The sequence below is a fragment of the Arthrobacter sulfonylureivorans genome, assembly GCF_022637435.1.
In the GTDB taxonomy this organism is placed as follows: Bacteria; Actinomycetota; Actinomycetes; order Actinomycetales; family Micrococcaceae; genus Crystallibacter; species Crystallibacter sulfonylureivorans.
In genome coordinates this window covers 1,539,424-1,556,585 of record NZ_CP093326.1, presented here as the reverse complement: position 1 = coordinate 1,556,585, position 17,162 = coordinate 1,539,424, and the positions used below count along the sequence as shown (strand labels likewise).

Below are 17,162 nucleotides of genomic sequence, written 5' to 3'. Positions count from 1 at the left end.
AGTCGCGATATATCGTGTCTTGCATTACGAGATATATCGCGTCGAGAGCGGTGTATTGCCACCAGGCAGGACAAGCCATGAACGATATGTGGAGCATCGATGGTCCACAAACAATTGACGTTGACGAGGTCCGCATGCTCAAGGCCTCCATCGTCAAAGGGCGGCTGGACATCATCGTGCACGAGGAGCCGACCGTCAGGGTGCAGGTCTCCGAAGTCAGCGGCGCGCCGCTGGAGATGACCCTGCGCGACGGCACGCTGGAGATCAGCCACAACAAGGGCGGCGAGGGCCCGTTGGGGTTCTTGGCACGGCAGGTCAACCTGGCCGTCTCCGGCTACCGGGAAGAGGCCGTGATCAGCATCGCCCTGCCACGGAACGTTCCCGTCAAGGCCTCCACCGTCAGCGGGGACGGCCTGGTATCCGGCCTTGCCGCCAACGCGGATTTGAGCACCGTGTCCGGGTCCATGATGGCCGACGAAACTACCGGCGTGCTCACCGTCAATACCGTCAGCGGCGAGATCATCGTCCGTCACCACGGCGGCACGCTGGCGGCGAAGAGTGTCTCCGGCGAGGTCACGGCGTCCGGCGACCTGGACCATGTCCGGGCCAGCACGGTCAGCGGCGACTTGAGCTTCGACCTGCAGGGCGCACCCCAGGATTTGGCCGTCAATTCCGTTTCCGGCAACGTCACCGTACGGGTGCCCGAACAATACGGCGTGGATGTGGCCGCTTCTTCGGCGACGGGCAGCATCACCGTCAACGACCAGAAGTTCTTCGGCTTCTCGGAGAAAGTGAAGACCCGGATAGGACCCGAAGGCCGCGGGCTCACCGTCCGGTCAACCACGGTCTCGGGCACCTTGGCGGTATTCCACCGGGACACGGCCGGAAGCCAGGTGAACTGATGCCTCCCGTATTCGCCCACGGCGCCCTGCGGCTCTATCTGCTCGCCTTGCTGGCAGAAGGGGACAAGCACGGTTATGACATCATCCGCGCCCTCAGCGACCGGTTCGGCGGCACCTACTCCCCCAGTGCTGGCACCGTCTATCCCCGGCTGGCCAAACTCGAGGAGGAGGGACTGGTTTCTACCGCCTCGGACGGACGGCGCACGGTCTACAGCATCACCGACGCCGGACGGCAGGAACTGGCCGCCCGCCAGGACGAGCTGGCCGACGTCGAAGCTGATATCTCCGCATCCGTGCGGCGCCTCGCCGATGGGTTGCGGGACGAGCTGCGCAGCTCCATGAAGGGGCTCCGGGCGGACCTTGCCGCCTCGGCCGAGGCCGCCCGCAGCAAAGCCAGGACTTCTCCGCGGGCGGCCGACGCCGCCGGGCTTCGGACGGTAAAGGAACTGGAGCACCTGCTCAACGACTTCCGCGACGACGTTCGGGTGCGCTTGCGCCGGCGCAGCGCCACCGGAACGGTAGACGAAGTCGCCGTGCAGACCATTCGGACGGTGCTGGACCAGGCCAAGGCCTCCATCACCGCGGCGCTGCGCTGACTTCCGGCGTGCAGCTCCTTCAGTTAGGAGCAGGCGCGGGCATATGAAAGACTGGTGCGCAGTTCTTTTTCATCCAGCAAAGGAGGCAGCCATGAGCAAGCGTGCACGCAAGCGTCGTGACCGTAAGCGCGGCGGCGCAAACCACAGCAAGCGCCCCAACACCTAAGCGGTTGGGCACCAGCCCGCACGGCTGATGCTGCTGACGGAAGAACCCCCGTGCCCGGTTGGGCGGCGGGGGTTCTTCTGTTGTGTGCTCCTGTGCCCTGGCAGGCGGGCCGGGCGAAAAGACTAGACGGTGTCTGATTCCCTGATGTGGCCTATCTTGTCCAGGATGCGTTCCTTGAGGGTCTGCGGTGCAGCCTCCTGGCAGGAGCGCTTCACCACCAAACGGATCAGGCACTCCAGGTTGTGTTCTTCGGCGCATTCTTGGCAGCTGTCCAGATGCGCCTTAATCTCCGCGAGGTCGTCGCGGGAGAGTGCGCCGTCAACGTACTCGTAAATCCGTTGCATCCGGTCGTCTTCGCAGTCGCCCAGTCCGTGGCAGTCGCTCATTTGACGTTCTCCTGTTGTGTCCCCACCGCCGCTGCGGCGTTTTTCCTGTCCTTGGTACCGCTGATGCCGCGTTCGTGCGCATAGTCGGCAAGCAGCTCGCGCAACAGCTTGCGTCCCCGGTGCAGGCGGGACATCACGGTACCGATGGGGGTATTCATGATTTCCGATATTTCCTTGTACGCGAAGCCCTCTACATCCGAGAAGTAAACGGCCAGCCGGAATTCCTCCGGGATGGCTTGGAGGGCGTCCTTCACATCAGAATCCGGCAAGTGGTCCAATGCCTCTGCTTCCGCAGACCGCAGTCCTGAGGAAGTGTGGGAGGCAGCTTGGAACATCTGCCAGTCCTCTACCTGATCCGTGTTGGACTGTTGCGGTTCGCGCTGCCGCTTCCGGTAGAGGTTGATGTAAGTGTTCGTCAGGATCCGGTACAGCCAGGCCTTGAGGTTGGTCCCCGGCTTGTACTGGTGAAACGCCGAAAAAGCCTTGGTGTAGGCCTCCTGCACCAGGTCCTCGGCATCGCTGGGGTTGCGTGCCATCCGCATTGCGGCCGAGTACAGCTGGTCCACATACTGCATCGCGTCGCGTTCAAAGCGGGCACGGCGCTGCTCGGCAGTTTCCGTCTGGACGTCAACCTCATCCGGCTGCCCCGTTGTGCCGGGGTTGCTGCGGTTCTTGGCGCCGTCCGAATTCTCAGTCGTCATTGGCTCCCAGTCTACGCTGAGCTTCACGAACCCCTGGGCCGATGCTGCGCCGTCTACCAGCCCCGCGTGGGCTGGTTCGGCAAGCGCTGTAGTCACAGGTTTCCCTTCGTTCCGACACGTCCTGGACCGGCGACAATGCACCGGCATTCCTGTCAGACGTAACGTTCGATGCCGCCCGGCTATTCCCTGCCGATGATGCCAAGCCGCTCCGTAAGGTGTGCGGTGGCAACAAAAGTGCCAGACTAGTGTCCAGTGCCGCCTTCCCGCGGTCCGGCCGAGGGGAAGGGCACAGATTCCTTCGACGCACGCCGACGCCCAGGAGGCTTCCATGTCAATCGTCCGCCTTGCCGCCCGTCCCCTGCTGGCCACCAGCTTTATAGCGACCGGCTTTGACCGTTTGCGCCACGCCGACGAAACGGCTGCGTCGCTGCGGCCGCTGGTTCAGCAGACAGAATCCGTCCTTCCCGCGGCAGGAGCGTTGGTCGGGCAAGAGAAGACGATTGCACGGGTCATCGGCGCAGCCCAGGTGGGAGCAGGCGTCCTGCTGGGCATGGGCAGGTTCTCCCGGCTTGCTGCGGCCCTGCTGGCCGGCACCACCGCCGTCAACACACTGGTGGAATACCGGACGGCGGATTCCGCCACACCGGAAGCCAGGCGGGTGCGCCGCAACCGGCTGTTGAAGAACCTGTCATTGATCGGAGCCGTCATGCTGGCATCCGTTGACACCGCCGGACGGCCCGGGCTGGTCTGGCGCGCCGAGCACCTGGCGGCCGATGCCCGCCGCAACGTCCGTTCCATCGGCAAGGGCGCCCGGCGCAATGCGGAATCGATGGGCAAGGACGCCCGCAAACAGCTGAAAAAGGCGGAACGCGCAGTGCGGGAAGCCACCTCGGATGTGGTGGGATCCTGAACGCAATGCCCGTGGTTGCCAACAGTTGGCCGGCTCCCTATGCAGAGAAGCCGATCGACGCAACGGTCCAGATCCCTGCTTCCAAGTCGCTGACCAACCGCTATTTGGTGCTCGCTGCGTTGGCCGACGGCCCGTCACGGCTGCGCGCCCCGCTGCACTCACGTGACACCTTTTTGATGGTGGAAGCGCTTCGTTCCCTGGGCGCCCGGATTACCGAGGCGGAGGGGGACGGCCGGTTCGGCCCCGACCTGCTGGTGGAACCGATTGATCCGGCGCGTCCGCTAGGCGATGCCGGAGTCGATTGCGGTCTGGCGGGCACCGTCATGCGGTTCGTGCCGCCACTGGCGGCGCTGTGTACCGGAGACGTGGAGTTCGACGGCGACCCCGCGGCACGGCGCCGGCCGATGTCCCCCACCATCGACGCGCTGCGCCAATTGGGTGTGGCAGTGGAGGACGGCGGAAGCGGCAGCCTCCCGTTCCGCATCACCGGCACCGGCAGTGTGGCCGGCGGCCATCTGGCGATCGATGCCAGCGCGTCCTCGCAGTTCGTCTCCGCCCTGTTGCTGGTGGGTCCGCGCTTCCGCGACGGCCTGCATCTGGAGCACGTCGGCGAGCGCGTGCCGAGCCTGGACCATATCGCCATGACGGTGCAGTTGCTGCGCGACCTCGGCGTGAGCGTGGACGATTCCCGTCGGAACCACTGGGTGGTCTCCCCCGGCCCGATCCGCGCCTTCGACACCCGGATCGAGCAAGATCTCTCCAACGCCGGCCCGTTCCTGGCCGCCGCCTTGGCCACGCGCGGGCGGATCAGGGTGCCCAACTGGCCGGCTTCCACCACCCAGGTGGGCGACGCCTGGCGGGACATCCTGCCCCGGCTCGGCGCCACGGTCACGCTGGCGGGCGGGACGCTGACCGTGATCGGCGGCGAAAAGATCACCGGCGCGGACCTTGCCGATACCAGCGAACTGGCTCCCACCGCGGCAGCCCTGTGCGCGCTGGCCGACGGCGAGTCCCGCCTGAGCGGCATTGCCCACCTGCGCGGCCACGAAACCGACCGCCTGGCCGCTTTGGTGACGGAGATCAACCGCTTGGGCGGCGACGCAGAGGAGACGGCCGACGGACTGCGGATCCGCCCTCGGCCGCTGCACGGCGGGTTGTTCCATTCCTACGAAGACCATCGCATGGCCACCGCCGGTGCCATCATCGGCCTGGCCGTGCGCGGCGTGGAGGTCGAGGACATCGGAACGACGGCCAAGACCATGCCCGAGTTCCCGCAGCTCTGGCAGGAAATGTACGCAGCCGCGCCGGCGCCCTCGGCCACCGAGGGCTGACGGTGGCGCGTAGCACTGGAAGCTGGGATGAATCGGATGTGCGCATCCGTCCCAACAAGCGCGGAACGCGTCCACGCACCAAGGACCGCCCCGCCTACGAGGATGCCGAGCTCGGCCGGATCGTGACCGTCGACCGTGGCCGCTACACCGCCGTCGTCGATGAAGACACGCTCGGAGAGCGCGTCGTCGTCGCCGCCCGCGCCCGGGAGTTGCGCCGCACCCCGGTGGTGGCGGGAGACTTCGTGGCGCTGGTCGGCGATGTCTCCGGCGAACCCGACAGCCTCGCCCGGCTGGTCCGGGTGGAGGAACGCCGTACCCTGCTGCGCCGCAGCGCGGACGACACCGACCCGGTGGAGCGTGTGGTGGTAGCCAACGCGGATCAGCTCGTCATTGTGGTGGCCGCAGCGAATCCCGAACCTCGTACCGGGTTCATCGACCGGGCGCTGGTGGCCGCGTACGACGCCGGGATCAGCCCGCTGCTGTGCGTCACCAAAGCGGACCTGAAGGATCCCGCCGAGCTGCTCTCCAACTACGAGCATCTGGACCTGCCGGTGATCGTCAGCCGCACCGCGGCCGTGGACGCTTCCGGCGTGGATACACTCTCCGACGAGGGCCTGTCCGCCCGGCTGGATACCGAGGCCGTGGCGGAGCTGCGCAGTTACCTTGACCGCAAGGTCACCGTCACCCTGGGCCACTCGGGCGTGGGCAAGTCCACCATGGTCAACGCGCTGACCGGGGCGCAGCGGGCCACCGGTGGGGTCAACGCCGTTACCGGGCGCGGCCGGCACACCTCGTCGTCGGCCTTGGCGTTGAAAGTCCTGGACGCGCCGGCCGGCACCTGGATCATCGACACCCCGGGCATCCGGTCCTTCGGATTGGCCCATGTGGATCCGGACCGCATCCTGTCTGCCTTCCCCGATCTGGAGCCCGGCACGGCCGACTGCGCGCGCGGCTGCAAGCACGACGCGGCGGCCATCGACTGCGGCCTGGACGCCTACGTGGCTGACGGCGGGGCCGGCGATGCCGGGGTTGCCCGGCTGGCGTCGCTGCGCCGTTTGCTCGGCGCCGAGGAACGGCCGGAGGCCAAAGAGCTCGGCACGGTCTAGGCAAGGCGCCCGGTTTGCGGGCGCTGCCTCCCGCGTCCGCACCGCACTTACCGATAAGTTGAAACCTATGACCCACGCTCCGCAAACCTACAACGACGATCTGCGCCTGGCCCACGTGATGGCCGACTCGGTGGATGCGCAGACCATGGCCCGGTTCAAGGCCCTAGACCTGAAGGTGGAGACCAAGCCGGATCTGACGCCGGTCACCGACGCCGACCGCGCCGCCGAAGAAGCCATCCGCGGGCAGCTCTCCCGGTCCCGGCCGCGCGATGCGGTGCTGGGCGAGGAGTTCGGCAGCAGCGGCCACGGCGCCCGACGCTGGATCATCGACCCGATTGACGGCACCAAAAACTTTGTCCGCGGCGTACCGGTCTGGGCCACACTGATCGCCCTGGTGGACGAGGGCCAGCCGGTCGTGGGCCTGGTCAGTGCTCCCGCGCTGGGCAAGCGGTGGTGGGCAGCCAAGGGAACCGGCGCCTACACCGGGCGTTCGCTGGCCGCGGCCACCCGGCTGCAGGTTTCCGCCGTAGACCGGCTGGAGGATGCGTCCATGTCCTACTCCAGCCTGGGCGGCTGGAAGGAGCGCGGGAACCTGGACGATTTCCTCGATCTGACCGAAACGGTCTGGCGCACCCGCGCGTTCGGCGACTTCTGGTCCTACTGCCTGGTCGCCGAAGGCGCCGTGGACATCGCCTGCGAACCGGAATTGAACCTCTACGACATGGCCGCCCTGGTCCCGATCGTGACCGAAGCCGGCGGGACGTTCAGCTCGTTGGAGGGCGAAGACGGCCCGTTCGGCGGCAACGCGCTGGCCACCAACGGCCTGCTGCACCAAGCGACCCTGCACCGCTTGAACCCCGAACTCCGCGGCCAGCGCCCGGCGGGTTCGGCCACGGCAGCGTACGACGACGAAGCAGCCGGCAGCATTGAAGCCAACGGCGAGAGCCGGTAACCGGCCGCTGCACAAGGAGCACCACGTGGCACACGGCGGCCCCCGGATGGACGATGACCGGCGCCGGGCATACGGCGACACCTTCCAGCAGGGCGGCGAACACTACGACCGCATCCGCCCAGGCTACCCGGACGACGCGGTGGATTGGCTGCTGCCGGCCAACGCCCGCACCGCCGCTGATCTCGGCGCCGGCACCGGCAAATACACCGCCGCGTTGGCCGCACGGGGGCTCCAGGTGGTGGCGGTGGACCCGTCCGCGGACATGCTCGCCCAGCTGCAGCGCAAGCTGCCCGGTGTGACCACGGTGGTGGGCACCGCGGAGGACACCGGGATTGCCGGCGCGAGCATGGATGTTGTCACCGTGGCCCAGGCCTGGCACTGGACGGACCCGCTCCGGGCCAGTACCGAGGCCGCACGGATCCTGAAGCCCGGCGGCGTCCTGGGACTGGTGTGGAACCAGTTGGATACCGGTGTGCCGTGGGTGCACCGGCTCACCCGCATCATGCATGCCGGTGACGTGCTCAAGCCGGATTTCCGTCCCCGCATCGGTCCGGAGTTCAGCGGACTCGAAGGGCACGACACCCGGTGGCAGGATCCGCTCAGCACGCTCGACGTGATGGAGCTGGCCAAGACCCGCAGCTATTACCTGCGCGCCAACGAGGGAACCAGGACGAAGGTGCTGGCCAACCTCGACTGGTACCTTCACGACCATCTGGGCCACTCCCCCGGAGCACCGATCGGCCTGCCGTACCTGACCCACAGTTGGCGGGCCCGGGCGGTCTGAGCGGCTGAGTGACGTCACAGTACCCCTTGGCTTGTATTGAGGCTTACCGTCCGGCAAAATTTAGGCATGCCGAAAAATTGGGTGAAGGTGTCCCTGCTGGCCATGGCCACCATGCTGGCGTTGGCTGGCTGTGTGCGCCCGCCCGCTGCCGCCTCGGCGGGCGACCGGCCGCTGGTCCTGACCACCTTCACCGTTCTGGCCGACATGGCCAACAAGATCGGCGGCGGATATGTGGAGGTCATCTCCATCACCAAGATCGGCGCGGAAATCCACGGTTACCAGCCCACGCCGTCGGACTTGGTCAAAGCACAGGATGCCGACCTCGTCCTGGACAACGGGCTGGGGCTCGAACGTTGGTTCGCGCGGTTCCTGAATGCAGTCCCGGCCCCGCATGTGGTCCTCAGCGACGGCGTGGAGCCGGTGAACATCACTGCCGGCAACTATGAGGGCCGGCCGAATCCGCACGCGTGGATGTCGCCGGAGGCGGCCAAAATCTACGTGGACAACATCGTGCGCGCCTTCAGCGACCTGGTGCCCGGACACGCCGAGGATTTCCAGCGCAACGGCGCGGCCTACCGGCACGAGCTGGACCTGGTGATGGAAGATCTGAAGGCAGCCTTCGCCGATCCGGCGGCCGTTCCCGCCCTGGTCAGCTGCGAAGGGGCCTTCTCCTACCTGGCCCGCGACGCAGGGCTGCACGAGGCGTATCTCTGGCCGGTGAACTCGGATGCCGAGGGCACGCCCCGGCAGATCAAGGAAGTCATTGGACAGGTCCGCCAACACCGGATTCCATCGGTGTTCTGCGAATCGACCGTCAACCCGGAATCGATGCGGCAGGTGGCAATGGCCACCGGTGCCCGATTCATCACGCCGCTGTACGTGGACTCCCTCTCCGGACCGGACGGCCCGGTCCCGACTCACCTGGACCTGATTAGGCATGACATCTCCCTGATGAAGGAAGGACTGGCGCCGTGAGCACACACGTCATCCCGGCCGGGGCCCCCGCTATCTCGGTGGCTGGCCTGCGCGTGGCCTATAACGACGTCGTTGCCCTCGACGACGTCGGCGTAACGGTGCCGTTGGGGACCATCTGCGGGCTGATCGGGGTCAACGGCTCCGGCAAGTCGACGCTGTTCAAGTCGCTGATGGGGCTGGCGCATCCGTCCTCCGGCGCGGTGGAACTGTTCGGCCTCTCGCCCCGGCAGGCGCGAAAGTTGAACCTGGTCAGCTACGTTCCCCAGTCCGAAGACGTCGATTGGACCTTCCCGGTGTCCGTGCGGGATGTGGTGATGATGGGCCGCTACGGCCGGCTTGGCCCCATGCGTCGGCCGCACCGCGGGGACCGCGAAGCTGTGGAGGCGGCGCTGGAACGGACGGGCCTGAGCCACCTGCAGCAACGGCAGATCGGCGAGCTGTCAGGTGGCCAGCGGAAACGCGCCTTTGTGGCCCGCGGGATCGCCCAGGACGCCGGACTGCTGTTGCTCGATGAGCCGTTCGCCGGCGTGGACAAGGCCTCGGAAGCGGGCCTGATCACCCTGTTGAAAGAGCTGCGCCACGAGGGCAAGACGATCCTAATCTCCACGCATGATCTGGCCGGCATCCCGCAGTTGTGCGACGAGGCGATCCTGCTGCACCAGAAAGTCCTGGCGCACGGATCGCCGGCGGAAGTGCTGACCAATGACAATCTGGCCCTGGCCTTTGGCTCCGCGCTGATCGGCCCCTCGGAAGGAGTCCGCCGTGGACTTAGCTAACTGGCTGCTGGAACCGCTGCAGTACGGGTTCCTGACCCGCGCCCTGCTGGTCACTCTGGCAGCCTCCATCGTGTCCGCGGTGTTGTCCTGCTGGCTGATTTTGATGGGCTGGTCGCTGATGGGCGACGCGGTCTCCCATGCCGTGCTGCCAGGGGTTGCGTTGGCGTACATCATCGGCGTGCCCTTCTCGCTCGGCGCCTTCGTCTTCGGCGCGGCCGCGGTGGCGCTGATCGGCTGTGTGCGCTCCTCCACCCGGTTGAAGGGCGACACCGTGATCGGCGTGGTGTTCACCGCGTTCTTCGCCGCCGGCCTGGCCATCATCTCCAAGACGCCCAGCCAGACCGATCTGCAGCACATCTTATTCGGCAACGTTCTTGGCGTCAGCGACGGCGAACTGCTGCAGGTGCTCGGCCTGGGTGCGGTGACACTGTGCGTGCTGCTGTTCAAACGCCGCGATCTCACCCTGTTCGCCTTCGACCGCGTCCACGCGCACGCCATCGGGCTCAACACCCGCTGGCTGTCGGTGCTGCTGCTCGGGCTACTGGCGCTCACCGTCGTCGTCGGCCTGCAGGCAGTGGGCATCGTGCTGGTGGTGGCCATGCTGATTACGCCGGGCGCCACCGCCTTCCTGCTGACCCGCAGGTTTGACGCCATGCTGGTCATCGCCGCATCGGTCACTGCCGCGGCCTCGATCGCCGGCATCTATGCCAGCTACTACCTGGACGTCGCTACCGGTGCGGCGGTGGTCCTGGCACAGGCTCTGGTCTTCCTCGTGGTCTACCTGTCCGCGCCGCGAACCGGGGTAATCTGGCAGTTGGTACGCCGCCGGTCGGAGGGTCGGCGCACCGCCGTGCAGCTGGAAACCAGCAGCACCAGGATGTAAGCCTGCAGTCCTTCACGGACGTACGAGGAAAGGGTGAAACCGCATGCCACCGGCAAGGAAAACCGCGCTCAGCAGCGGCTCGTCCAGCGTGCAGGACTACGTCAAGGTCATCTATGCCTTCACCGAGTGGCAGGACAAGCCCATCACGTCCTCCCAGCTGGCCGTGCGCCTGGGCGTGGCCAACTCGTCGGTCTCCGAGATGGTGCGCAAGCTGGTGGAGCTGCAGCTGGTGGACCACAGGCCGTACAGCGCCATTGAACTGACCAGCGCCGGCCGCCGGCTGGCGCTGACCATGGTCAGGCGGCACCGGGTGCTGGAGACCTTCCTGGTCCAGGAACTCGGCTACGCCTGGGACGAGGTCCACGACGAAGCCGAACTGCTCGAACACACCGTCTCCGACACCTTCATCAACCGGATGGCGGCCAAGCTAGGCAATCCGCAGCGCGATCCGCACGGCGACCCCATCCCCTCGGCGGACGGCACGGTGCACGTGCCCAACGCCGTGCAATTAGAGGAACTCGACGGCGGGCACACCGGCCGAATCACCCGGATCAGCGACGCCGACGCCGATCTGCTGCGCTTCTTCAGCTCCGAGCAGATCAGGCTCGACGACCGCGTGGAAGTTGTCGGCCGGCGCCCCTTCGGCGGTGCGTTGGTGGTTCGTTTCGGCCCCACCGGATCCGCCCGGGAGCTGGATCTGGGCGACCAAGCGGCCGCAGCGCTGTGGGTACACAGCGACCCGCACCCCGGCTGTCTGCTCGCTTCCTGAGTACGACGCCGGCCGCGCGCCGCTGCGTCGGCACCGCACCTTCCGTGCCGCCCAACTGGGCCAGACGGCGCTGACCGCGCCCACAAGCGCCGGCTGATCGGTTAGGCTCGGCTGTGTCCGAGCCTCGGCAGATGGAAGCAGAAGAAAGGTGTCTCTTGGCGACTCTGGGAATTGAAGAAGAATACCTGCTGCTGGATCCGACCACCGGCCTGCCCGCCCCGATGGCGGACAAGGTCGCCGAAAACCTCGAAGGATCGTTGCATGTGGCCCGCGGGGAAATCCAACGGGAACTGCTCACCTGCCAGATCGAAACCGCCACCGCAGTCTGCTCCACGCTCACCGAAGCCGAGGAGTCGCTGTTGAACTTCCGCCGCGAACTTGATGCGGCTGTCCGGAAGTCCGGCATACGGGCCGCTGCCACGGGCACCGCGCCGCGGATCCAGGACGACTACCCGGAGGTCACGGACAATCAGCGCTACCACCAACTGAAGGCCAGTGCCAAGGGCATTGTGGCCGATCAGTTCGTCAACGGCCAGCACGTCCATGTATCCGTCCCGGATAAGGAAGCCGGGGTGCAGGCCCTGAACCGGATCAGGCCGTGGATGCCGGCGGTGGTGGCGCTCAGTGCCAACTCACCCTACTGGCTGGACCGCGACAGCGGATTCGGCAGTTGGCGGATCGTGCACTACCGTCGCTGGCCGGTCCAGGGCTGCGCGCCGGTCTTCCGCGACGCCGCCGACTACGAGCGCCGCATCCAGCGCCTGGTGGACTCCGGCGTGATTATTGACCGGGGTGTCCTCACGTGGCTGGCGCGGCTCTCCGACCGCTACCCCACCCTTGAAGTCCGTGCGGCAGATGTGCAGCTCGAGGCCCAGGACGCCGTGTTGATCGCGGCAGTGATCAGGGGCCTGATCTCCACGGTGCTGGCCGATGAGGCCGCCTCACGGACTTTCCTGCAGCCGGAGCCCGAGTTGCTGGATGCCGCCGTTTGGCAGGCCGGACGGCAGGGGCTGGCCGACCGGCTGGTGGACCCGGAGTCCGGCTTGTTGCTGCCGGCGCGCGACGTGGTGGGCATGCTGCTGCGCTATATCCGGCCGGCGCTGGAGGAGGAAGGCGATTCGGCCTGGGTGGATGCCAGCATTGAACGGCTTTTCGCCACGGGAACCGGAGCCGAACGGCAGCGTAAAGCAATGGAGTCCGGCGGGCTGCCGGCCCTGTTGGATCTCTATGCGACGTCGCTGACCGCCGAACCGTAGTCCGCGGCGAGGCGGGAGACGAGCGGCCAATTCGCCCGCTTCGCGCTGCCGCCCGCCGAAGGCGGCTAGGTGAGCAGGGGCGCCATGATCTTCGTAATCTTGGCCGAAGGTTCCACCCCGAATTCCCTCCAGAGTCGGGACTTGAAAACTTCGAACGCCCGCAATGCCTGGGCATAATTGCCATCGGCAATGTGAGTCTCCAGCAACAGCCGCTGGGCGCTTTCGCGCAGCGGTTCAATGGCGATGGCAAATCCCGCCGCGTCCGTCGCCTGATCAGTCTCGCCGCGCTCCAGATATCGCGTGGCGAGGCGTTCCAGCGCCGATATCCTCAACTGCTTCCACCGCTCCTGCTCTGCCATGACCCAGTCCTCGTACCATCCGGGCAGTAGCTCGGCAGTGCGCAGCCGATCGAGCATGGCCGGCCGCACGCGGGCACCGGGGTCCCCATCCAGGGCGGCTAGTCGCCGGCTGATTTCATGGACATCAACCTCAACGTCCGCAGCAAGCGCCAGCGGATCCCGGCTCTCCACCAGCAACCCTTGCAGCTGGTGGGAGATCATCCATATTGTCTCCCGGAGGCTCCCCGTCGCCTGCTTGTCGGAGCTGTCGGGCCAGAGCAGTCCGGCCAGGAACGTGCGTGGCTGGCTGCCGTACAAGGCCAGAACGGCGATGAGGCGCTGCTGCCGGATGGTGACTTTGACAGGAAGTCCCCCACGGCGAATCTGCCATCCCCCTAATAACTGGACTTCCCAGATGTGTTCTGTTGCATTCATTTTTGCGCCCCCCAAGGCATTTGTTAGGCACCCCTAGCCACTGCCGAAAACGTCTCCCCGATCAGCTTCCCATCCTGTCCGGCGTTGTCAACGTAGCTAAAGGATTTATCCTGAAAATAACCTGAGTATCCCTAAAGGCCGCCGACCGGCCGGTGGGCGCAGATGACCCCGGTACGGAACCCCCAAGTTGCGGCAGGTGGCGCCCCGGTCCATGGTGGTAGGTGATGATTACCAGACGCGAAGCAGCCCAGTTCCTTGATATCCCGCCGGAGATGGCCAAACGCCACGGTATCCCGTCACGCATATCCCAGGAGGAGCTCGCCGCGCTGGACGCCAACCCGCCGGCTTGGCTGGCCCAGTCGCGCGCCAACCGCACGGGCAAGCGGCCTGTCTGGACATCGCTGCAGTGCGTCGTGTGCGGCCACGCAGAGACGGCGCGTCCGAAGAAATGGTGGCCGGAATTCACCTACGTCTACTGCCAGCACCATGACCCCGGAGAGCTGCCGGAGCTGCCCACCGGATGGGTCCGCAGCGAGTATGACGGCATCGGCGCCAGATTCATCGGGATCGTCGACGTGGCGCTGCCCGGCTCCTGACCCAGCGGCCGAGTGACGCAGGAGGCCAGAGCTTTGAGCTGCTAGCACGGACTCTCCGCTGGCCGGCCACGTGCCTGGCTGTCTACATCGCTGCCCTGATCAGTTCACGAAGTAGCTTGTGCTGCGACGCCCTGCTTGCCGCCTCACTGAGCTTCACCAACTGCTGCAGCGATGGCTCCAAGCCGTCATTGATCTGATCTTGGTACTGCACCAACTTGGCCGTGTCCCGTTTTTCATCCAAAACAAGGAACAAGGGTAGCTGACGCTCCCCACTAATAAGCACCTACTCCCAGGGCCGGCAGGCCCGGCGTCCGTAGACCGCCGGATCTGAACTGACGCCGTGCCGGTGGCAGAACACTATGAGGGCCCGGAGTGGACATGCCTAAGGATTAAACCGGGCCGATAATGAACCAGTCCCGCCAGAGGTTCCAACTCGTACACACTCCCACTCCGCTATCGCCCTGCGTGCCGTCGAGCCCCAACAAAGATCGTGGATCTGAGTCTCGTAAGGGATTTACTTTCCGCGGTATGGCATAGCAAAACTTCCAGCCTCACGGTTGGTGCCTACTCAGCCCCCCATCCCGTCCGGGTCTGCCGGCTCCAGGAGATGGGCGTCTCCCGGACCTGCGCCCACCGCTGGCACCGGCGCTACCTCGACCATGGATGGGAGGGGCTGGAGGACCGCCCGTCCCGGCCCCGCTCAAGTCCGGGCGCCACTTCCCCGGAGGTCATAGACGTGCTGACTCAACGAGAAAGGCACCGCGAAGGCCCGGCAGATCTGGGCGCCCGCACCAGTGTTCATCCGCGCAGTGTGTCCCGGATCCTGGCCCGCGCCGGCATGCCGAAACTGTGGGAGCTGGACTCCATCACCGGGGAGAGGATTCGCGCCGGCCGCGCCACCGGAAACAGGTACGAACACAAGGCGCCCGGGGACCTGCTGCACGTGGATGTGAAGAAACTCGGCCGGATCCCCGACGGCGGCGGCTGGCGCGCCGACCCCGCCCAGAACGCCCGCAACCACCGCTCCTCGGACCGACGGATCTGCTTCGATTACGTGCACGTGGCCGTGGACGATCACTCTCGGCTCGCCTATGCAGAGGCCCTGCCGGATGAGAAAGGACCCACCTGCGCAGCCTTCCTTGCCCGGGCTGCCGTGTTCATGGCCGCCAACGGGGCGCCGGTCAAGCGCGTCATGACCGATAACGCGTGGGCTTACAGGAAGTCGCGTGAACTTCCGGGCTTGCTTCAGGACCTGGGCGCCAAGCACAAGCTCATCAAACCCCGCCATCCCTGGCAGAACGGCAAAGCCGAACAGTTCAACCGCACTCTGCAGGAGGGTTGGGCCTACCGCCCCCCTACGCTTCAAACCAGGAACGCACCGAGGCCCTGGCCTCGTGGCTAGACGTCTATAACAACCGCCGGGCCGGCGTAAACAACCTGCTGTCTGAGCACAGTAGTGCCGTGGTCTCCTGTCAACGCCGGATTCCCTCGCAGCTGTCGGAGGTCCCGCAACGGGAGCCGGTCCAGGGTTCCGTTGGCGGGCTAGCCGATGATAGGTCGTTCTTCGGGCAGTTCGTAGAGCCGCGGGCGGGAGGACAGGGCCAGGGAGGAAGCGACGGTGATGGTGCCGATGCGGCCCGTGAACATGAGAGCCATGAGTACCCATTGGGCGTTGGCGGGCAGGTCGTAGGTGATTCCGGTGCTGACGCCCACTGTAGCGAACGCGGAAATGGATTCGAAGAGGACTTTCTCGAGGCTGTAGTCCGTGAACATCAGGAGCAGCAGGGTGCCGCTGACCACCGCGGCGACACCCAGAAGTGCGACGGACAAGGCCTGGCGTTGGGCGGAGGAGCTGATGGAGCGGTGGGCGATGGTGACGTGGTCGTGGCCCCGGATTTCGTTCCAGATCGCGAACCCCAGGACCAGGAATGTGGTGATCTTGATGCCGCCGGCGGTGCCTGCGCTGCCACCGCCGATGAACATCAGGATATTGGTGATCATGAGGGTCTCAGGGGACGCAGTGGCGTAATCGATGCTGTTGAACCCTGCGGTGCGCGGGAAGACACTGCCGGCCAGGGTTGCCAGGAGTTTCCCGCCCAAGGACATGGGACCCAGGGTCTCAATCCGGTTCCATTCAAAGGCGCCGAAGAGAATGCACCCGGCTGCGAGAAGGACCAGGGTGCCGTAGACAGTCAGACGAAGGTGGACGGTCCAGTCTTTCATCCTGACACCGCCTTTGAGCAGGGAGATGAGCACGGGGAAGCCGAGGCCGCCGGCGATCACCGCCAGGCAGACCGGGATGATGATCCAAGGGTCGTCGGCGAAGCTGATCAGGTTATCGCTGTAGAGGGCGAAGCCGGCGTTGTTGAACGCTGAAATCGCGTGAAACGTTCCGTGCCAGAGCGCTGCGCCCGGGTTGTCGTCGTAGGCAAACCAGAAGCGGATAGTGAGAACGGCGGCCGTGACGGCTTCGAAAGCAATCATGATCCGGGCGACCCGGAAAAGGACGGAGCGGACGTCGCCGAAGTTCAGCGTCTGGGTTTCGGACTGTGCAACGAGCTGGCCCCGGAGCCCGATGCTTTTGCGCACGAGCAGCGACAACAAGGTCGCCAAGGTCATGATGCCGAACCCGCCGACTTGAATCAGCCCGAGAATCACGGCATGTCCAAAAGGCGTCCAGAACGTGGGGGTGTCGACGGTGATCAGGCCTGTGACGCAGACAGCCGAGACGGCCGTGAACAGGGCGGGGAGGACGGGGTCTGCCTCGGCTGCCGTCCGCGCGGCGGGCAGCATCAGGAGTCCGGCGCCGAGGAGGATCACGGCGAGGAACGCCAGGGGCACCGACCGGACGGGATGCAGCAGCGCGCGTCTGATACTGTCGCCGTGGGCTCTGATCCGAGACTGCATTCACCGGCCGCCATTCAAGGGGGCGGCATTGCGGATCTGCAGACCCTTTTCCCTTCCGCCGGCCCTCACTCGGACATCTCCTCGGCTTCTGCTGCGACGTTGTGGATACCCCGCGGCCGCCCGGCCCTGATCCATGCCCCGTACAGGACGGCCGCGATGATCAAGTCCGCGACCAGGCTGATGATTGGCAGGCCCCGGGAGAGATTGGCGGTCAGGGTGAACGCCGGTGCTCCGACGAGGCCGCGCCCGGGGGCTACCTTGTCAGGTGCCGGCATCGGATGGTCCTTTCCGCTCGTCGGCCAGCCCTGCGCGTCCTGGTCCGTGACCCGGCCGGACTGCCGGGAACATCACGGAGCGTAACACCGGAAATCCGGCGTACCGCCGGCTAAGGGA

General features: G+C 66.1%; 20 protein-coding genes and 1 pseudogene. 16 read left to right on the top strand and 5 right to left on the bottom strand.

Translation table 11 applies throughout. The features are described from left to right. The first annotated feature begins 77 nt into the window (after nucleotides 1–77). From MNQ99_RS07470 to MNQ99_RS19190, 3 genes are all read left to right on the top strand, one after another. The gene (locus MNQ99_RS07470) at nucleotides 78–902 is read left to right on the top strand and encodes a DUF4097 family beta strand repeat-containing protein (RefSeq protein WP_241914992.1); all 825 of its coding nucleotides are present in this window, start codon (nucleotides 78–80) and stop codon (nucleotides 900–902) included. Continuing rightward, the gene (locus MNQ99_RS07465) at nucleotides 902–1,498 is read left to right on the top strand and encodes a PadR family transcriptional regulator (protein WP_241914991.1); all 597 of its coding nucleotides are present in this window, start codon (nucleotides 902–904) and stop codon (nucleotides 1,496–1,498) included. Before MNQ99_RS07470 ends, MNQ99_RS07465 begins: the two co-directional genes overlap by 1 nt. Before the next feature lie 91 nt (nucleotides 1,499–1,589). Continuing rightward, complete coding sequence (locus tag MNQ99_RS19190; RefSeq protein ID WP_394940783.1) at nucleotides 1,590–1,664, top strand: 50S ribosomal protein bL37; 75 nt, start codon at nucleotides 1,590–1,592, stop codon at nucleotides 1,662–1,664. Nucleotides 1,665–1,786: 122 nt separating this feature from the next. Here the strand turns inward: MNQ99_RS19190 and rsrA are convergent, their stop codons facing one another. Both rsrA and MNQ99_RS07455 read right to left on the bottom strand, forming a co-directional pair. Further along, entirely contained in the window at nucleotides 1,787–2,050 is a 264-nt protein-coding gene (gene rsrA / locus MNQ99_RS07460; RefSeq protein ID WP_127511419.1) for a mycothiol system anti-sigma-R factor, read from the bottom strand. Further along, complete coding sequence (locus MNQ99_RS07455; protein WP_127511418.1) at nucleotides 2,047–2,751, bottom strand: sigma-70 family RNA polymerase sigma factor; 705 nt, start codon at nucleotides 2,749–2,751, stop codon at nucleotides 2,047–2,049. The genes rsrA and MNQ99_RS07455 overlap by 4 nt, the downstream gene beginning before the upstream one ends. A gap of 328 nt (nucleotides 2,752–3,079) precedes the next feature. Here MNQ99_RS07455 and MNQ99_RS07450 point away from each other — a divergent pair, with 328 nt between their 5' ends. The 10 genes from MNQ99_RS07450 to MNQ99_RS07405 all read left to right on the top strand — a co-directional run bounded on the left by MNQ99_RS07450 (nucleotide 3,080) and on the right by MNQ99_RS07405 (nucleotide 12,493). Continuing rightward, nucleotides 3,080–3,661, top strand: a complete 582-nt coding sequence (locus MNQ99_RS07450; protein WP_127511417.1) for a DoxX family protein — start codon at nucleotides 3,080–3,082, stop codon at nucleotides 3,659–3,661. Between the two features lie 5 nt (nucleotides 3,662–3,666). After that, the gene (gene aroA / locus MNQ99_RS07445; RefSeq protein WP_241914990.1) at nucleotides 3,667–4,992 is read left to right on the top strand and encodes a 3-phosphoshikimate 1-carboxyvinyltransferase; all 1,326 of its coding nucleotides are present in this window, start codon (nucleotides 3,667–3,669) and stop codon (nucleotides 4,990–4,992) included. Between the two features lie 2 nt (nucleotides 4,993–4,994). Continuing rightward, nucleotides 4,995–6,098, top strand: coding sequence for a ribosome small subunit-dependent GTPase A (gene rsgA, locus MNQ99_RS07440; protein ID WP_241914989.1), 1,104 nt, complete (start codon nucleotides 4,995–4,997; stop codon nucleotides 6,096–6,098). 67 nt (nucleotides 6,099–6,165) lie between these two features. Beyond that, entirely contained in the window at nucleotides 6,166–7,050 is an 885-nt protein-coding gene (gene hisN / locus MNQ99_RS07435) for a histidinol-phosphatase (RefSeq protein ID WP_127511414.1), read from the top strand. A gap of 25 nt (nucleotides 7,051–7,075) precedes the next feature. Further along, nucleotides 7,076–7,834 (top strand): class I SAM-dependent methyltransferase, encoded by a 759-nt coding sequence (locus MNQ99_RS07430; protein ID WP_241914988.1) that lies wholly within the window; start codon nucleotides 7,076–7,078, stop codon nucleotides 7,832–7,834. A 66-nt stretch (nucleotides 7,835–7,900) separates the two neighbouring features. Beyond that, nucleotides 7,901–8,809, top strand: a complete 909-nt coding sequence (locus tag MNQ99_RS07425; protein ID WP_241914987.1) for a metal ABC transporter substrate-binding protein — start codon at nucleotides 7,901–7,903, stop codon at nucleotides 8,807–8,809. Then, nucleotides 8,806–9,585 (top strand): metal ABC transporter ATP-binding protein, encoded by a 780-nt coding sequence (locus MNQ99_RS07420; RefSeq protein WP_241914986.1) that lies wholly within the window; start codon nucleotides 8,806–8,808, stop codon nucleotides 9,583–9,585. Before MNQ99_RS07425 ends, MNQ99_RS07420 begins: the two co-directional genes overlap by 4 nt. Further along, nucleotides 9,572–10,468 (top strand): metal ABC transporter permease, encoded by an 897-nt coding sequence (locus tag MNQ99_RS07415; protein ID WP_241914985.1) that lies wholly within the window; start codon nucleotides 9,572–9,574, stop codon nucleotides 10,466–10,468. Before MNQ99_RS07420 ends, MNQ99_RS07415 begins: the two co-directional genes overlap by 14 nt. Before the next feature lie 43 nt (nucleotides 10,469–10,511). Beyond that, nucleotides 10,512–11,237 (top strand): metal-dependent transcriptional regulator, encoded by a 726-nt coding sequence (locus MNQ99_RS07410; RefSeq protein WP_241914984.1) that lies wholly within the window; start codon nucleotides 10,512–10,514, stop codon nucleotides 11,235–11,237. A gap of 155 nt (nucleotides 11,238–11,392) precedes the next feature. Continuing rightward, nucleotides 11,393–12,493: a carboxylate-amine ligase gene (locus MNQ99_RS07405; protein ID WP_241914983.1), complete on the top strand. Its 1,101-nt coding sequence runs from the start codon at nucleotides 11,393–11,395 to the stop codon at nucleotides 12,491–12,493. Nucleotides 12,494–12,558: 65 nt separating this feature from the next. Here the strand turns inward: MNQ99_RS07405 and MNQ99_RS07400 are convergent, their stop codons facing one another. After that, the gene (locus MNQ99_RS07400) at nucleotides 12,559–13,281 is read right to left on the bottom strand and encodes an AfsR/SARP family transcriptional regulator (RefSeq protein ID WP_241914982.1); all 723 of its coding nucleotides are present in this window, start codon (nucleotides 13,279–13,281) and stop codon (nucleotides 12,559–12,561) included. A gap of 209 nt (nucleotides 13,282–13,490) precedes the next feature. On the opposite strand from MNQ99_RS07400, the gene MNQ99_RS07395 reads away from it, so the two are divergent. The 3 genes and pseudogenes from MNQ99_RS07395 to MNQ99_RS07390 all read left to right on the top strand — a co-directional run bounded on the left by MNQ99_RS07395 (nucleotide 13,491) and on the right by MNQ99_RS07390 (nucleotide 15,264). Beyond that, entirely contained in the window at nucleotides 13,491–13,862 is a 372-nt protein-coding gene (locus tag MNQ99_RS07395; RefSeq protein WP_241914981.1) for a hypothetical protein, read from the top strand. A gap of 607 nt (nucleotides 13,863–14,469) precedes the next feature. Next, nucleotides 14,470–14,559 (top strand): annotated as a pseudogene (locus tag MNQ99_RS19185) (helix-turn-helix domain-containing protein); the annotation flags it as partial. Nucleotides 14,560–14,598: 39 nt separating this feature from the next. After that, nucleotides 14,599–15,264, top strand: a complete 666-nt coding sequence (locus MNQ99_RS07390) for a DDE-type integrase/transposase/recombinase (RefSeq protein WP_241914980.1) — start codon at nucleotides 14,599–14,601, stop codon at nucleotides 15,262–15,264. Between the two features lie 140 nt (nucleotides 15,265–15,404). Here MNQ99_RS07390 and MNQ99_RS07385 read toward each other — a convergent pair whose 3' ends face one another. Both MNQ99_RS07385 and MNQ99_RS07380 read right to left on the bottom strand, forming a co-directional pair. Then, nucleotides 15,405–16,769 (bottom strand): TrkH family potassium uptake protein, encoded by a 1,365-nt coding sequence (locus tag MNQ99_RS07385; protein WP_241914979.1) that lies wholly within the window; start codon nucleotides 16,767–16,769, stop codon nucleotides 15,405–15,407. A 65-nt stretch (nucleotides 16,770–16,834) separates the two neighbouring features. Next, the gene (locus MNQ99_RS07380; protein ID WP_127512735.1) at nucleotides 16,835–17,044 is read right to left on the bottom strand and encodes a hypothetical protein; all 210 of its coding nucleotides are present in this window, start codon (nucleotides 17,042–17,044) and stop codon (nucleotides 16,835–16,837) included. Between the last annotated feature and the right edge of the window lie 118 nt (nucleotides 17,045–17,162).

Bases quoted from the DNA above. Each gene is read 5' to 3' on its own strand.
- MNQ99_RS07470 (WP_241914992.1), top strand. From the start codon at position 78: ATGAACGATATGTGGAGCATCGATGGTCCACAAACAATTGACGTTGAC.
- MNQ99_RS07465 (WP_241914991.1), top strand. From the start codon at position 902: ATGCCTCCCGTATTCGCCCACGGCGCCCTGCGGCTCTATCTGCTCGCC.
- rsrA (WP_127511419.1), bottom strand. From the start codon at position 2,050: ATGAGCGACTGCCACGGACTGGGCGACTGCGAAGACGACCGGATGCAA.
- MNQ99_RS07455 (WP_127511418.1), bottom strand. From the start codon at position 2,751: ATGACGACTGAGAATTCGGACGGCGCCAAGAACCGCAGCAACCCCGGC.
- MNQ99_RS07450 (WP_127511417.1), top strand. From the start codon at position 3,080: ATGTCAATCGTCCGCCTTGCCGCCCGTCCCCTGCTGGCCACCAGCTTT.
- aroA (WP_241914990.1), top strand. From the start codon at position 3,667: ATGCCCGTGGTTGCCAACAGTTGGCCGGCTCCCTATGCAGAGAAGCCG.
- hisN (WP_127511414.1), top strand. From the start codon at position 6,166: ATGACCCACGCTCCGCAAACCTACAACGACGATCTGCGCCTGGCCCAC.
- MNQ99_RS07425 (WP_241914987.1), top strand. From the start codon at position 7,901: ATGCCGAAAAATTGGGTGAAGGTGTCCCTGCTGGCCATGGCCACCATG.
- MNQ99_RS07410 (WP_241914984.1), top strand. From the start codon at position 10,512: ATGCCACCGGCAAGGAAAACCGCGCTCAGCAGCGGCTCGTCCAGCGTG.
- MNQ99_RS07395 (WP_241914981.1), top strand. From the start codon at position 13,491: ATGATTACCAGACGCGAAGCAGCCCAGTTCCTTGATATCCCGCCGGAG.
- MNQ99_RS07385 (WP_241914979.1), bottom strand. From the start codon at position 16,769: ATGCAGTCTCGGATCAGAGCCCACGGCGACAGTATCAGACGCGCGCTG.
- MNQ99_RS07380 (WP_127512735.1), bottom strand. From the start codon at position 17,044: ATGCCGGCACCTGACAAGGTAGCCCCCGGGCGCGGCCTCGTCGGAGCA.